This is a genomic window from Brachybacterium ginsengisoli, from assembly GCF_002407065.1.
Taxonomy (GTDB): domain Bacteria; phylum Actinomycetota; class Actinomycetes; order Actinomycetales; family Dermabacteraceae; genus Brachybacterium; species Brachybacterium ginsengisoli.
The window spans coordinates 2,727,064-2,740,516 of record NZ_CP023564.1 but is presented as its reverse complement, the minus strand read 5'-3'; the positions used below and the strand labels follow the sequence as shown (position 1 = coordinate 2,740,516).

Below are 13,453 nucleotides of genomic sequence, written 5' to 3'. Positions count from 1 at the left end.
GCGTCGGAGGCCGTGACCACGGCGGCCGCAGTGGGCTACCCTTCGGGGGTCCGCATCCGCGCCTCGCGCCGGTGCGGAGCGGATGAGACCCTTCCGAGGAGAAGATGACTGTCACGGAGTCGCTGCCCGTGGTGGACGCGGTGCGACGTGCTCTCGAGATCGACGAGCAGGTTCCCGCCGACGCGACCGCGCCCGACGTGCCCCGCCGAGTGCGGGCCGTCCTCACCCTGACCACCAACATCGCCTGCGCACCGGCCCAGCTGTGGCCGCTGCTCACCAGGCCAGGAGAGCTCGAGCGCTGGTTCGGCCCCGTCAGCGGAGAGCTGATCGAGGGTGGGCGGTTCGAGGCGCCCGACGGCGCCCTCGGCCGGATCCTGCAGGTGCAGGAGCCGCATCGGATCAGCCTGACCTGGGACCAGGGCGCCGGAGAGGATCCGCTCCTGATCCAGCTCGATCCGGAGGACGACGGGACCACCCAGCTGATGCTGCGCCATGCCGTCGAGCTCGAGGCGGAGGAGTTCGCGCGCACCGGACCGGGGGTCCTCGCCCTCGGCTGGGAGATCGCCCTGCTCGCGCTCGCGGCGCACACCGACGGCTGGCAGGCCACCTGCCTCGCCCCGGTCCCCTCTCCCACGCCCCGATGGCGGCACGGTGCGCAGGGCGAGCAGTACCTGCGCGCCTGGTCGGTGCGCTGGGCCGCGGAGGCCATCGCCGCCGGGGTCGAGGAGGCCGCCGCCCGGCAGGGCGAGGCCGAGACCCTGCGCCGACACCTCCCGGCCTGAGGAGCTGGTCACGGCCGGAGCCCTGTCCGGGCGTCCGGCCCCCGGAACTCTTTGCCCCGGCTCACGATCTGCTGGCAGAATCGCCCGGTGACCACCCCCGCACCGCGCAGCCCCTCCCGGGACCCGCGCACACCCGGGCAGGTGATCAAGGGCCTGATCCCCTCCGTCTACGCACCGACGCTGATGGAGTTCGCAGGGATCTCGGCGCTGATGCCCGTGATCCCGCTGATCGCGCGGGACCTGGGCTTCACCGTCCCGCAGGCGGCGGCGCTGACCACCATCTTCGGGCTGATGTCCTTCCTGGGCCCGATCCCGGCCGGTCGGCTGATCGCGGGCATCGGCGCCCGTCCGGCGCTCATTCTCACCGGCGGTCTGCTGGTGCTCTCGAACATCGTGGCCTTCGTCGTCATCGGTCCGGTGGTCGGCGGCGAGGCCTCCTGGCATCACCGGCTCATGCTGATCGTGCTGCTGCTGGTGATGGCGGTCAGCATGCAGGTGTGGAACCTGGGGCGTCAGAGCTACCTCGGCACCGCCCTGCCGCCCGCGATGCGAGCACGGGGGATGACCCTCTTCGGCGGCACGATCCGCATCGGCGAGGTGATCGGGCCCCTGCTGGGTGCGCTGGTGATGGCGCTGGGATCGATGGCCTGGGTGTTCGTCCTCCTGGCCACGAGCTCCGCCGCGGCGACGGTGATGATCGCCGTGTTCCTGCCGCCGGGGGAGGCCGGCGGGGCGGCCGCCCCTCGGGTGCCGCGCCGCGACGCGAGCCCGGCCCGGCACCGGCTGGACCGGGCGGTCCTGGGTCGCATGGTCTCGGTGGGGCTGGGCCTCGCACCGGTGATGATCGCCCGCGTGAACCGCCCCGTCATCGTGCCGCTGCTCGGCGACGCCATGGGCCTGGACCCGGTGTGGATCTCGGTGGTCTTCGGGATCAGCGCGGCACTGGAGATCCTGCTGGTGATCCCGGCGGGGACGCTCATGGACCGCTACGGGCGCGCGGCGGTGGCCGTCCCCTGCGCCCTGGTGATGGGGGCGGGGTTCCTGCTGCTGGGGCTGCTGGGCACCGTGCTCGCGGACGAGGGGGCGGCGCTCGGGGTGATCGCTCTGCTGATCCCCAGCCTGCTGATCGGGGTGGGGAACGGTCTGGGAGCGGGGATCGTGATGACCCTCGGCATCGACGTCTCCCCGGTGCACGGCCGCACCCGGTACCTCGCCTGGTGGAACACCATGCTCGGTGCCGGCCGGCTGGCGGCGCCGATGATCGTCACCGGCGTCACGCTGTTCGCCCCGGTCGCCGTGGCCGGTGCGGCCACCGGCGCCGTCTGCTTCGCCGGGGGACTGTGGCTCCTGCGAGTGCTGCCCCGCCTCATCCCCTCCGGGGGCACCCGGAAGGGATGAGGCGGGGCAGCGCAGTGGTCGTCGATCGGCGCATCCGGTCCGCCTGTCGCAGGGGCGGGTGCGCGCGGCGACGGATCAGGCGGCCGCGACCTCGAGGGCGTTCTCGGCAGTGCTCTGCAGGAGCTCCTGGGCATCCGCGCGGGAGACGGAGCGGGCGATCGCGATCTCCGAAGCCAGCGGGTCGATGGCCTGCTTGAGCAGGTTGCGCTCGGCGAGGCTGGACGGGGTGCCGCCGGAGTCGCGCACGATCGAGCGGATGACCTCGACGCGATCGGTGAGGCGGCCCGTCTGCAGCTGCATCTGCAGGGACTTGATGCGGTGGGCCCAGGAGGCCTTCTTCTCGGGCGCGGGGATCGGCTCGGAGAGCTGGGCGATCATCTCGACGATCTCGGCCTCGGCGAGCAGGGGGCGCAGGCCCACGACGTCCTTGCCGTCCGCGGGCACGGAGATCCGCATCTCGTCACCGATGACCACCAGGTCCACGTACTGCTTCTCGACGCCGCGCACGGTGCGCGTGCACTGGGAGACGATGCGCACCGGCCCGTGGACGGGGTGGGTGAGCACGTCATCGATCTTCGGGGCGGGGGTGTCGGCGGATGCAGTGGCGACGGGCAAGGGAATCCTCCTCGGTGGATCTGCGCACCGGCGGTACCGCGGCCCTGGTGGGGTCGAAGCGGCTGCGGACGGCGCGATGCGGATCCGGGCAGGACCCGGGATCGCAGTGGTCTCAGAGCAGCTCGAGTGCCGCTCGACCTGCAGGAACAGGGTGACGGCACCTACGACGGCGCCCCGACATCATCTCACGGATCTGACAACAATTCCAGAGGTTGACGTTTCCTGGTGGGTCACACCTCGCCTCCTCGCCTGCTCCGTCCTCCCAGCGCAGACGGACGTCGGAGGCGGACGGCCCGCCGATGCGCTTCGATGGGGTCATGGCCCGCACCCCGTCGCACGACGTCCTCCCCGCACCGCTCGTCAGCTTCTCGGGCGTCGGCGTCGTGCGTGACGACAGCGTGCTGCTGCTCGAGGCGACGGGGAGCGCGAGCGAGGGCGAGGTGCTCGTCCTCACCGGGGCGAACGGGAGCGGGAAGACCACGCTGCTGAAGGTCCTCGCAGGGCTCCTCGAGCCCACGGCGGGCACCATCCGGATCGGCGGCCGCCGACCCGATGATCGGGATCGCGCGTTCCGCACCGATCTCGCGGCCCTGATCGGCCCGCCCCAGACCGCGCGCGACCTCACGGTGCTCGAGCACCTCCAGTTCATCGGGGCGACCTGGGGGACCGGCGCCCGACGGGCGAAGGAGGACGGGCGAGCTCTGCTCGACGAGCTCGGGATCACGCATCTCGGGGGACGCTTCCCGCACGAGCTCTCCAGCGGGCAGTCGCAGCTCGTCGCTCTCGCCCTGACCCTCGCCCGTCCCAGCCGCGTGCTCCTGCTCGACGAGCCCGAGCAGCGCCTGGACCCTGAACGGCTCGACCTGGTGATCGGGGCGGTCCGAGCCCGCACCCGGGCCGGGACCGCTGTGGTGCTCGCCAGTCACAGCCCGCACCTCGTGGACGAGCTCGCCGACGTGCGCCTCCACCTCGAGGAGCAGGCATGAGCACCTCCCTCGAGCCGGTGCGGGAGGTGTGGTCCCAACGCTCGGAGGCCCGTACCCGGACCGATGTCCTCTACCTCGTGTACGTGGTGGTGCTCAGCGTCGGGATCGTCGGTGCCCCGGCCCTGCACGGGGCCGGCGAGCTCCTCGCCCGGCCGGACGTGATGCCGTTCCTGCTCCGGGAGGGAGCTCCGTCGATCTCCACGGTGATCGTCCTGCTCGGCGGGGCGGGCCTGCTGCTGCTCGGCGCTGTTCGGGGGCCGGCGCTGCTGCCTCCGTTCTTCACCGCCACCCTCGGGGCGAGCGGGATCCGCCGGCGAGCCGTGCTGTGGCGTCCCTTCCTCCGCGCGCTGCTGATCCCGGTGCTGAGCCTCACGGTGCCCGCGGTGCTGGTCGGGTCCACGCTGAGGGCAGGGGCGGGCGCGAGCCTCGCCGAGGTCGCGCTGTTCGCCCTCGCCTGCCTCGGCGCGGGGATGCTGCTCGGCGTCGCCTGGCTCGGCGGGCAGCTCCTGCTCGCCGGCGCCCGCCGCCTCGTCGCGCTCGTCCTCGTCGTCGGCGCCGTGGGGGCCGTCGCGGCGCCGCTGCACCTGGGGGTGGCGGCCGTCTACCCGGGGCGCTCGCAGCACGGAGGGGCCTGGACCCTCGGTCTGCTCGGTGCGGGGATCCTCGCCGTCGGCCTGTCGATCCCGCTGCTGGACCGGCTGCGGGGCGCCGTGCTGGCCCAGCAGGCGGCGCGGTGGGATGCCGCCGCCCAGGCGGCGACGACCATGGACCTGACCACCGCCGCCGGCACCTTCCGGGAGCTGCCGCTCGCAGGCCGGAGGCTGCCGGCGATCGGCGGGGGAGGGCTCGTGGTCCTCTATGCGCGACGGGATGCGGTGGCCTGGCTGCGCACCCCGGAGCGCTCGGCGGTCGCGGTGCTCGGCGCCCTGCTCGGCGGAGCGGCCGTGGGCGGGGCGACGCTGCTCTCGGGCCCGACGGCCTGGACGATGCTGCTGGTCGGCGCGCTCGTCCTGCGGGCCGCCGGCGGTGCGTTCGTGGACGGGATCCGTCACGGCGTGCACACCCTGGGCGCCCCGCGGCTGTTCGGGCAGAGCGCCGGGGCGCAGGTGCTCCTGCACCTCACCGCGCCGCTGCTGCTGCTCGGCGTGCTCGCCGGGCTCGGGAGCGGATCGCTGGGCCTCCTGGGCGCCGCGGCCGACCGGCTCGGCGTCGCCGCGGTGCTGCTTCCGGTGCTGCTCGCCGCAGTGCTCGTGGTCGCTCGGGCCTGGGAGGCCGCGAAGGGCACGATCCCGCTCGCGCTCAGCACCCCGATGCCCACGCCCCAGGGCGACCTCTCCGTCGTGCTCCAGCTCGGCTGGCACGCGGACGCGGTGGTGCTCGCGCTGGCGGTCGCCGCGGCGCTTCTCCTCCTCGTCCCGTCCGGACCGTGGATGATGGTGTGCGGGGCGGCGATGCTGATCGCGCTGCTGGCCCTGCTCGCGAGGAAGCGGCTGAGAGCCCTGACGGACTGAGCGACGACGGGCTGAGAGCGCTGACGGGCTGGGACGAGACCGAGGAGAGACCTTCCATGAACATCCGCACCACACCGAACCCGGTGATCCGCCGGGCGGGTCGCATGCTGCGCACCCTCAACGACCGTCATCCGTGGAATCACAACGTCCACTTCCACCCCTGGATCCTGCGCTCCCTGCCGAAGGGCTGCCAGCGGGTCCTGGACGTGGGCTGCGGGGCGGGCGACCTCCTGCTCGCCCTGTCGACCCGTGCCCGGGAGGTGGACGGCATCGACCCCGACCAGGGCATGGTGGACACCGCGGCTCGGCGCTGCCAGGAGCTGCCCGGAGTGCGGATCCACCGGCGGACGCTCGAGGAGCACGCCGCCGAGCGCAGGAGCACGGCGGCGGGCGGCTCCTACGACGCCATCACGATGGTCGCCTCGCTGCACCACATGCCGCTCGAGACGGCGCTGCGCGACGCCCGGGACCTGCTGCGCCCCGGCGGACGCCTGCTGGTCGCCACGCTCACCACGCCCGAGACCGCGTTCGATCACGCCTGGGATGTCGGCAACGCGCTGACCAACCCGCTGATCGGCGTCGTGAAGCACCCCCGGGTCGCGCAGCCGACGGCACCCGCCGAGCACGCGATGCCCGTGCGGGATCCCGCCTGGTCCTTCGGCGAGCTGCGGGAGCGGGCACGACCTCTGCTGCCCGGGGCGGTGCTGCGCCGGCGTCAGGGATTCCGCTCGACGCTGCTCTGGCAGAAGCCCGCCGGCTGAGCAGGCCGCGCCCGCTCGCGCCCTGAGGTGTTCAGCTCCGGGGGTGAGCGGCGATGACCTCGCCCAGGCGCCCGATCGCGTCGTCGATGACCGCGGGGGAGTGGGTCACGAAGCTCAGGCGCATCGTCGACCGGTCCGGGTGGTCGGCGAAGAAGGACCAGCCCGGGAGGTAGGCGACCCCGGCCGCGACGGCATCGGCGAGCATGACCTGCGCGTCGTACCCCTCGCCGAGCGCCGCCCACAGGAACATCCCACCCTCGGGATGGGTGACGTGCGCGCCGTCGGGGAGCACCGGGGCGATCGCCGCCGCCATCGCGTCCCGGCGCTCGCGGTAGACCCCGCTGACGCGCGCGACGTGGGCGTCGAGGTCCGCGGTCTCGAGGTAGCGGGCGACGGTGAGCTGGTCCACCACCGAGGACTGCATCGAGATCGCGGCCTTGGCGACCGCGAGGGTGTCCAGGATCGTGCCCTCGGCGCGCATCCAGCCGATCCGCACCCCGGGGCTCATCAGCTTGCTCATCGAGTTCAGCAGGATCGTGCGCTCGCTCATCCCGGGCAGCGCGGCGATCGGGGCCCAGGTGGATCCCGTGAAGCTCAGGGCGCCATAGGGGTCGTCCTCGATCAGCGGCACGTCGGTGCGCTGCAGCACCTCGGCCACCGCCTGCCGGCGCTCGACGGGCATGGTGCGGCCGGTCGGGTTCTGGAAGGTGGGGATCAGGTACACCATCCGCGGATGGTGGATGCGGATCGCCTCCTCGAGGGCCTCGGGGATCACGCCGTCGTCGTCGGTGTCGACCCCGATCATCCGGGCGCCGTGGACGGAGAACGCCTGGACCGCCGCGAGGTAGGTGGGGGACTCGACCAGCACCACGTCACCGGGCTCGAGCATCGCCTGCGCCACCACGAACAACCCCTCCTGGGATCCGGAGGTGACCCGGATCTGGGAGGCGTCGGTCGGCAGATCGCGGGAGAGCCGGCGCGCGGCCTGCTCCCGCAGCTCGACCTCGCCCTCGCTCACGCCGTACTGCAGCGCGCGATGGCCCTGGTGGCTGAGCACCCAGTCGTACGCCGCGGTGACGTCCTCGAGAGCGAACAGGTCCGGGTCCGGGATGCCGCCGGCGAAGGAGGTCACGCCGTCGAGGGCGGCGAGGGCGAAGATGTCCTTCAGCGGGGAGGACTCCATCCCCGCGTAACGGGCGGCGACGGGGAAGCGGTACGGCTGCTGCGGCGAATCGGGCACGGTCATGGCCTCATGGTGTCACGCGAGCGTGGCGCCCTCGAGCAGCAGCAGTGCCTGTTTGGTCTCGATCCCCCCGGCGTATCCGGTCATCGCCCCCGCGCTGCCCAGCACCCGATGGCAGGGGACCACGATCGACAGCGGATTCGAGCCGACGGCGGCGCCGACGGCCTGCGCCGCCCGCGGGCGGTCCAGCGCCCGGGCGATCTCGCCGTAGGTGGTCGTCGAACCGCGCGGGATCGTGCGCAGCTGCGCCCAGACCTCACGCTGGAAGTCCGTGCCCCGGGCGTCCAGGGGGAGGTCGAAGCCCTCGCGAGCGCCGTCGAGGTAGTCCAGCAGCTGCCGTTCGGCGGCATCGAGCAGCGGGTCCGTCCCTGTGACCGCGGAGCCGAGCCGCTCCGGGCGCGGGAAGTGGGACTGGTCCAGTCGCCAGACGCCGACGAGCGCATCGCCCTCGGCGGCGATCAGGTACACGCCCAGGGGGGTGGCGACGCGACGGTGGCGAGGCCCGGAACCGGTGGTGCGCGAGGACTCCGGAGTCTGGGCGCTGGAGGTCGTGGGGGTCATGGATTCTGTCCTTCCGGGACGGGTCGTGCAGGGGATGCGGAGGTCGGCGAGGAGCGGCGCAGCTGCGCCTGGTGCTGCCACAGATGCAGGGCGGCGTAGGAGCGCCAGGGCGAGGCGGTCGCCAGGGCCTGCTGCAGCTCGTCGTGGTCCTCGGCGAGCCCCAGGTCGCGGGCCGCGGCGAGCAGCGCGACGTCGCGGGCGGGAGCCACGTCGATCGCCCGTGCTCCGCGCAGCAGGACGTAGTCGGCCGTCCAGGGGCCCACGCCGCGCAGCGCCAGCAGCCGGCCCCGCAGCTCGTCGATGTCCGGCGCCGCGTCGAGGCCCGCGCCCGCGATCTCGCCGACCGCATCGTGCAGGGTCCGGGCCCGGGCGCGGGGCCCGCGGAACCAGTCCTCCACGCGGTCGGCGGCTCTCGCCGGATCGACCGGCAGGCGGTCCACGGTGCCGGTGCGCAGCGCCGGCGGCAGGGGAGTGGTGAGCAGGTCGGTGGCGCGGGTGAGCATCGTGCGGGCCTGGACGGTCGAGATCTGCTGCCCGGTGATCGCCCACAGCAGAGCCTCGGCGAGGGTCGAGGTGCCGGGCAGGCGCACCCCGGGCCGAGCCACGAGCAGCGGGCCGAGCGCCGGCAGCGCCCGGCCGAGCCCTTCGTCGATCCCGACGGGATCGGCGTCGAGATCCAGCAGCCGACGGGTCAGCGAGATCGCTGCGGCGTGGTCCCGGAGGTCCGAGAGTCGGAGGGTGAGGGGCAACGGGCGCGGATCCGGGGCGCCGAGATCGACCTCGAGCACCCCGGGCCCGTGGGGGAGGTGCACGGCGCGGGTCCATCGCAGTCCCTCGACCTCCTCCACACCCGGCACCGCGCGGTGGGCGAACCAGGCGGCGAGCCCGGCCCCGTCGAAGGGATGGCGCACCGCCAGCTGGGCGGTGAGCACGACGGCCCCGTCGTCGGCCCGAGCCCCTCCGGCGGCGGAGCGCTCTCGCACCACCGAGGGAGCGTGCCCGAACAGGCGGGAGAAGGTGTCGTGGAACTGGCGCTCGCTGCCGAAGCCCGAGGCGTGGGCGATGGTCGCCAGCGGCAGCACGGAGCCCACCACGAGCTCATGCGCCCGACGGGCCCGACGGATCCGCGCATGGGCGAGCGCTCCGGCACCGGTCGCCCCCACCAGGGCTCGGTGGAGGGTGCGCTCGGAGACGGCGAGACGGCGCGCGAGCTCCGGAACGGTGCCGTCCTCGTCCAGCGCGCCGGCATCGATGAGCCGCAGCGCGCGGCCCGCGAGCGATCCGGCCGGATCCGCGTCGGGGCTGCCGGGCGGGGCCGTCGGCCCACAGCGTTTGCACGCCCGGTACCCGGCGGCGACCGCCGCCGCGGCCGACGGGACGAACTCGACCCCGGCCCGGTGCGGGGTCCGCGCGGGGCAGGAGGGGCGGCAGAAGATCCCGGTGGAGCGCACGCAGGTGAAGAACATGCCGTCGAAACGGGTGTCCCTCGCGCGGATCGCGGCGAAGCGCTCATCATCGGTCATCGTGTCCATGACTCCAGTGAACCGCGCTCGGGCCTGGGGCACCAGCGGGATTCGGCCACGGTGGGACGGGGCGCGACTCGCGCGCCGTCCGCGACGCCGGGGCTCTCGAACGCGCCCTGAGGAACGACGAAGCCGCGGCATCCCCAGGATGCCGCGGCTTCGTCAACGGGAGCGGGCGACGGGAATCGAACCCGCGTAATCAGTTTGGAAGACTGAGGCTCTACCATTGAGCTACGCCCGCGTGCCGCACCATTGAACCAGATCAGCGGCCTCGGAGCACATCCGCAGTGGCACAGCCGACATGCATCTGCTCACAGCCTCCCGCTCGTATCCGGGCACCATGCACGGGGACCGGGTAATATCCCCTGGGTTGCCCTCCGGGGTGTAGCTCAGCTTGGTAGAGCACCCGCTTTGGGAGCGGGAAGTCGCAGGTTCAAATCCTGTCACCCCGACTCCGCACCGGGTCGCCGCCGTGCGGGCCCCGGTGCGCCGCCAGAAACGTCCATCCGATGTCCATCCACAGGGAGACCTGACCAGTGAAGACCGAGTCCGAGAAGCTCAGCCCCACCCGGGTGAAGCTCACCGTCGAGGTGCCCTTCGACGAGCTCAAGCCGGCCGTTGAGGCCGCCATCACGAAGATCGCCGACCAGGTGCAGATCCCGGGCTTCCGCAAGGGCAAGGTCCCCTCCAAGCTCGTCGAGCAGCGCTTCGGCCGCCCCGCGATCATGCAGGAGGCCGTCAACGACTCCCTGCCCGACTTCTACCAGAAGGCCGCGGCCGAGGCGGAGATCAAGCCCGTCGGTCGTCCCGAGGTCGAGGTCGTCGAGGTCCCCGGCCTGGACGGCTCCGAGGAGGGCAACCTCCTCTTCACCGTCGAGCAGGACGTGCGCCCCGAGATCGCGCTGCCCGAGTTCTCGACCTATGAGGTCGAGATCGAGGAGCCCGAGGTCGACGAGGACGCCGTCGAGGTGCGCCTGACCGAGCTGCGCGAGCGCTTCGGCACCCTCGTGGGAGTCGACCGCCCCGCCCAGGACGGCGACTTCGTCTCCCTCGACATGGTCGCGACCATCGAGGACGAGGAGATCGAGTCCGTCGAGGGCGTCTCCTACCAGATCGGTGAGGGCAACATGCTCGAGGGCCTCGACGAGGCGCTCGTGGGGCTCTCCGCCGAGGAGACCACCACCTTCGAGTCCGCGCTCGCCGGTGGCGACCGTGCGGGCGAGACCGCCCAGGTCAAGGTCACCGCGCAGTCCGTCAAGGTGCGCGAGCTGCCCGAGGCCGACGACGAGTTCGCCGAGATGGCCTCCGAGTTCGACACCATCGACGAGCTCAAGGACGACCTGAAGAAGCAGGCCGCCGCCGACGCCGAGGGCAACCGCGTGGCCCTGGCCCGCAACGCCCTTCTCGAGAAGCTCCTGGAGGAGCTCGAGATCCCGGTCCCGGAGCAGCTCGTCGAGGACGAGATCACCTCCCACCTCGAGAACGAGGGCAAGGAGGCCGGCGATCCCCACGGCGAGGAGATCCGCGAGGACACCGAGAAGGCTGTCCGCGCCCAGTTCCTGCTCGACGAGATCAACGGCACCCGCGAGGTGCAGGTCGACCAGAACGACCTCATGAGCTACATGACCCAGCTGTCCGCGCAGTACGGCATCGAGCCCAACCAGCTCCTGCAGATGCTCGCGCAGTCCGGTCAGCTCGAGCAGATCTTCTCCGAGGTCCAGCGCTCCAAGGCGCTCGACGTCGTCCTCGCGGAGGTCGTCGTGAAGAACGCCTCCGGTGAGGTGCTCGACCTGGGCCTGAAGGGCGCTGAGGACGAGGACGCCGAGGGGGAGACCTCCGAGGAGGAGCCCGCGGAGAAGAAGGCGCCTGCGAAGAAGGCTCCGGCCAAGAAGCCCGCCGCCAAGAAGGCTCCGGCCAAGAAGGCCGCGGCCTCGAAGGATGAGGCTGACGAGGCCGCCGAGGAGAAGGCGCCTGCGAAGAAGGCTCCGGCCAAGAAGCCCGCCGCCAAGAAGGCTCCGGCCAAGAAGGCCGCGGCGTCGAAGGACGAGGCCGCCGAGGCGACCGAGACCGAGTGACCCGCCGCCCCTCCTAGGGGCGCTGCATGAGGACGGGCCGTCATCCCTTCGGGGGTGGCGGCCCGTCCTCGTCGGTGGGAGACTCGCTGCCACGGGCCTTCCGGAGGTCCCCGCAGCGCCGCGAGGAGATATCCCATGATGAGCTCGGAAGCACCCGTAAGGAGCAAGGTGACCTGGGGGTTCACGGTCAGCCTGGACGGCTTCATCACCGGTCCCGACCATGACATGTCCTGGATGGAGACGCTGCCGCGCATGGACGGCGACGTCGTGGCGAAGCTCGCGGAGCCGGTGGGCGTGATCATCTCGGGCCGCCGCGGCTACGACGCCGCCCGGGCCCAGGCCGCCGAGCGTGACGAGCTGACCGCTGAGGCGTACGGCGGGGCCTGGTCCGGCACCGAGCTGATCCTGACCCACCGGCCCCTGGAGCTCGCCGACGATCCGCAGGTGACCGCCCTCGACGTCGACATCGTCGAGGCGGTGGGCCGTGCCCAGCAGATCGCCGACGGACGGGACATCCAGATCATCAGCGCGGACATCGGTCGTCAGGCGCTCGAGCACGACCTCATCGACGAGCTGCAGATCTTCTCTGCGCCGGTGTTCCTGGGGGACGGCACCCGCGCCTTCGCGGTGCCGGGAGGGCGGGTCGTCCGCTGGGAGCTCGTCGAGCGGATCCCGGGGGCCGAGGCCGCCCTCGGGCGCGTCTACCGTCCGCTGCGCGGCTGAGCGGCACCCTGACGACGGCGACGGCCCGACACCCTGGGAGGGTGTCGGGCCGTCGCTCGAGGGGCCGAGGATCAGCGGTAGGTCACGAAGCCGATCGGGTTGCCCCAGATGGCGCGCTCGGTGACGACGCGCTTGGATCCGGAGGCGTCGATGATCTGGCCGTTGCCGGCGTAGATCGCGACGTGGCCGGACCAGACCACGATGTCGCCGGGCTGAGCCGAGGACTGCGAGATCCAGGTGCCGGCGTTGGCGATCTGGCTCGAGGTGCGCGGGATGCTGATGCCGGCGGAGCGGTAGGCGTAGTTCACCAGGCCGGAGCAGTCCATGCCGCTGAGCGAGGAGCCGCCCCAGGAGTAAGGGGTGCCGACGGCGGAGCGCGCCGCGTTCACGATCGAGCTGGAGGAGCTCGAGGAGGGCGAGGAGGCGGGAGCCGAGGCCCCGCCGGAGGCTCCGCCGCCGTTGAGGGCGCCACGGGTCTTCGAGCCGACGATGCCGTCGACCTGCAGGCCCTTGGAGGACTGGTAGCTCTTGACCGCGGAGTGGGTGCGGGGGCCGAAGACCCCGTCGACCGAGATGTTCGCGCCGCGATCGTTCAGAGCGGACTGCAGATCCTTGACCGCGCCGCCGCGGGAGCCCCAGCGCAGCTTCTGGGTGGAGTCGAGCACCGCTGCCGGGGCGGTGGCGACGGGGGCTGCCGGGGCGGCCTGAGCGACGGGGGCGCTCGCGACCGGAGCGGCGGGGGCGGCCTGGGCCGCGCCGCCGGTGAAGGCCGTGCCGAGGACGACGCCGCCGAGGATGGCTGCTCCACCGAGGCCGCGAGCCGCACGCTGTGCATGCTGGGTCGGGAGCTGAGCGCGGCCGGGGATCCGGTGAGTGTTGTTCTGAGCCATGATGTGCGGTGTTTTCCTTCCGGGCCCGACCAGGGGCCGGGGGGATCTGCTTCGTGCGATGGGCGACCACTGCTGTCGTGGACGGTGGCCACCGATGTCGTGGCGATGGGAACAACATATGAGCGGCGGAGGCACAGGTCTGCGGCCTTGGGAGAGCTCGACCGTTGATTTGATGCTGTCTTTACCTAATTCGTCCCGTCGTGACCAGAATCCGCCCGTCCTTGACGAAGCAGGGACGGGTGCGGCACATCCGGGCGGGATGGAGATGCACGGGTCAGGGCATCGGAGGGGCGGGCACGACGGCCGAGCACCTCGCGGCGGCGGTCAGTGCGCCTGCGGCGAACAGGGCCCGCCCAGGGTCCGCCCAGCGCCTAGAGTCGACCCA

Annotated in this window: 12 protein-coding genes and 2 tRNA genes; 8 read left to right on the top strand and 6 right to left on the bottom strand. The window is 72.6% G+C overall.

Translation table 11 applies throughout. From position 1 onward, the window contains the following. Nucleotides 1-104 precede the first annotated feature (104 nt). Together CFK41_RS12220 and CFK41_RS12215 are read left to right on the top strand one after the other, a co-directional pair. Nucleotides 105-782 carry an SRPBCC domain-containing protein gene (locus CFK41_RS12220; RefSeq protein ID WP_096799907.1) on the top strand — a complete coding sequence of 226 codons (678 nt, stop codon included), beginning with the start codon at nt 105-107 and terminating at the stop codon, nt 780-782. A gap of 87 nt (nt 783-869) precedes the next feature. Beyond that, nucleotides 870-2,180: an MFS transporter gene (locus CFK41_RS12215; protein WP_096799906.1), complete on the top strand. Its 1,311-nt coding sequence runs from the start codon at nt 870-872 to the stop codon at nt 2,178-2,180. A gap of 75 nt (nt 2,181-2,255) precedes the next feature. On the opposite strand, the gene CFK41_RS12210 is transcribed toward CFK41_RS12215, so the two are convergent. Continuing rightward, a complete protein-coding gene (locus CFK41_RS12210; protein WP_096799905.1) occupies nt 2,256-2,795 on the bottom strand; it encodes a CarD family transcriptional regulator in 540 nt (179 codons plus the stop codon). A 317-nt stretch (nt 2,796-3,112) separates the two neighbouring features. Here CFK41_RS12210 and CFK41_RS12205 point away from each other — a divergent pair, with 317 nt between their 5' ends. Genes CFK41_RS12205 through CFK41_RS12195 form a run of 3 tightly spaced genes read left to right on the top strand, consistent with a single transcriptional unit; the run spans nt 3,113 to nt 6,053 of the window. After that, a complete protein-coding gene (locus CFK41_RS12205; RefSeq protein WP_227873065.1) occupies nt 3,113-3,781 on the top strand; it encodes an ABC transporter ATP-binding protein in 669 nt (222 codons plus the stop codon). Further along, nucleotides 3,778-5,292 (top strand): hypothetical protein, encoded by a 1,515-nt coding sequence (locus CFK41_RS12200; RefSeq protein WP_096799903.1) that lies wholly within the window; start codon nt 3,778-3,780, stop codon nt 5,290-5,292. The genes CFK41_RS12205 and CFK41_RS12200 overlap by 4 nt, the downstream gene beginning before the upstream one ends. A gap of 56 nt (nt 5,293-5,348) precedes the next feature. After that, complete coding sequence (locus CFK41_RS12195; protein ID WP_096799902.1) at nt 5,349-6,053, top strand: class I SAM-dependent methyltransferase; 705 nt, start codon at nt 5,349-5,351, stop codon at nt 6,051-6,053. A gap of 31 nt (nt 6,054-6,084) precedes the next feature. Here the strand turns inward: CFK41_RS12195 and CFK41_RS12190 are convergent, their stop codons facing one another. The 4 genes from CFK41_RS12190 to CFK41_RS12175 form a co-directional block, all read right to left on the bottom strand. Further along, nucleotides 6,085-7,299, bottom strand: a complete 1,215-nt coding sequence (locus tag CFK41_RS12190; RefSeq protein WP_096799901.1) for an aminotransferase-like domain-containing protein — start codon at nt 7,297-7,299, stop codon at nt 6,085-6,087. 12 nt (nt 7,300-7,311) lie between these two features. Continuing rightward, nucleotides 7,312-7,857, bottom strand: a complete 546-nt coding sequence (locus tag CFK41_RS12185) for a methylated-DNA--[protein]-cysteine S-methyltransferase (RefSeq protein ID WP_096799900.1) — start codon at nt 7,855-7,857, stop codon at nt 7,312-7,314. Next, nucleotides 7,854-9,389: an Ada metal-binding domain-containing protein gene (locus CFK41_RS12180; RefSeq protein WP_096799899.1), complete on the bottom strand. Its 1,536-nt coding sequence runs from the start codon at nt 9,387-9,389 to the stop codon at nt 7,854-7,856. The genes CFK41_RS12185 and CFK41_RS12180 overlap by 4 nt, the downstream gene beginning before the upstream one ends. Nucleotides 9,390-9,550: 161 nt before the next feature. Then, nucleotides 9,551-9,621 (bottom strand) — tRNA-Gly (locus CFK41_RS12175). Between the two features lie 137 nt (nt 9,622-9,758). On the opposite strand from CFK41_RS12175, the gene CFK41_RS12170 reads away from it, so the two are divergent. The 3 genes from CFK41_RS12170 (at nt 9,759) to CFK41_RS12160 (ending at nt 12,178) form a co-directional block, all read left to right on the top strand. Next, nucleotides 9,759-9,832: transfer RNA gene (locus CFK41_RS12170), tRNA-Pro, on the top strand. An 84-nt stretch (nt 9,833-9,916) separates the two neighbouring features. Further along, nucleotides 9,917-11,455 carry a trigger factor gene (tig, locus tag CFK41_RS12165; protein ID WP_096799898.1) on the top strand — a complete coding sequence of 513 codons (1,539 nt, stop codon included), beginning with the start codon at nt 9,917-9,919 and terminating at the stop codon, nt 11,453-11,455. Between the two features lie 168 nt (nt 11,456-11,623). Continuing rightward, nucleotides 11,624-12,178 (top strand): dihydrofolate reductase family protein, encoded by a 555-nt coding sequence (locus CFK41_RS12160; protein WP_265415439.1) that lies wholly within the window; start codon nt 11,624-11,626, stop codon nt 12,176-12,178. Nucleotides 12,179-12,249: 71 nt separating this feature from the next. On the opposite strand, the gene CFK41_RS12155 is transcribed toward CFK41_RS12160, so the two are convergent. Beyond that, nucleotides 12,250-13,068, bottom strand: a complete 819-nt coding sequence (locus tag CFK41_RS12155; RefSeq protein WP_096799896.1) for a C40 family peptidase — start codon at nt 13,066-13,068, stop codon at nt 12,250-12,252. Nucleotides 13,069-13,453: the final 385 nt, after the last annotated feature.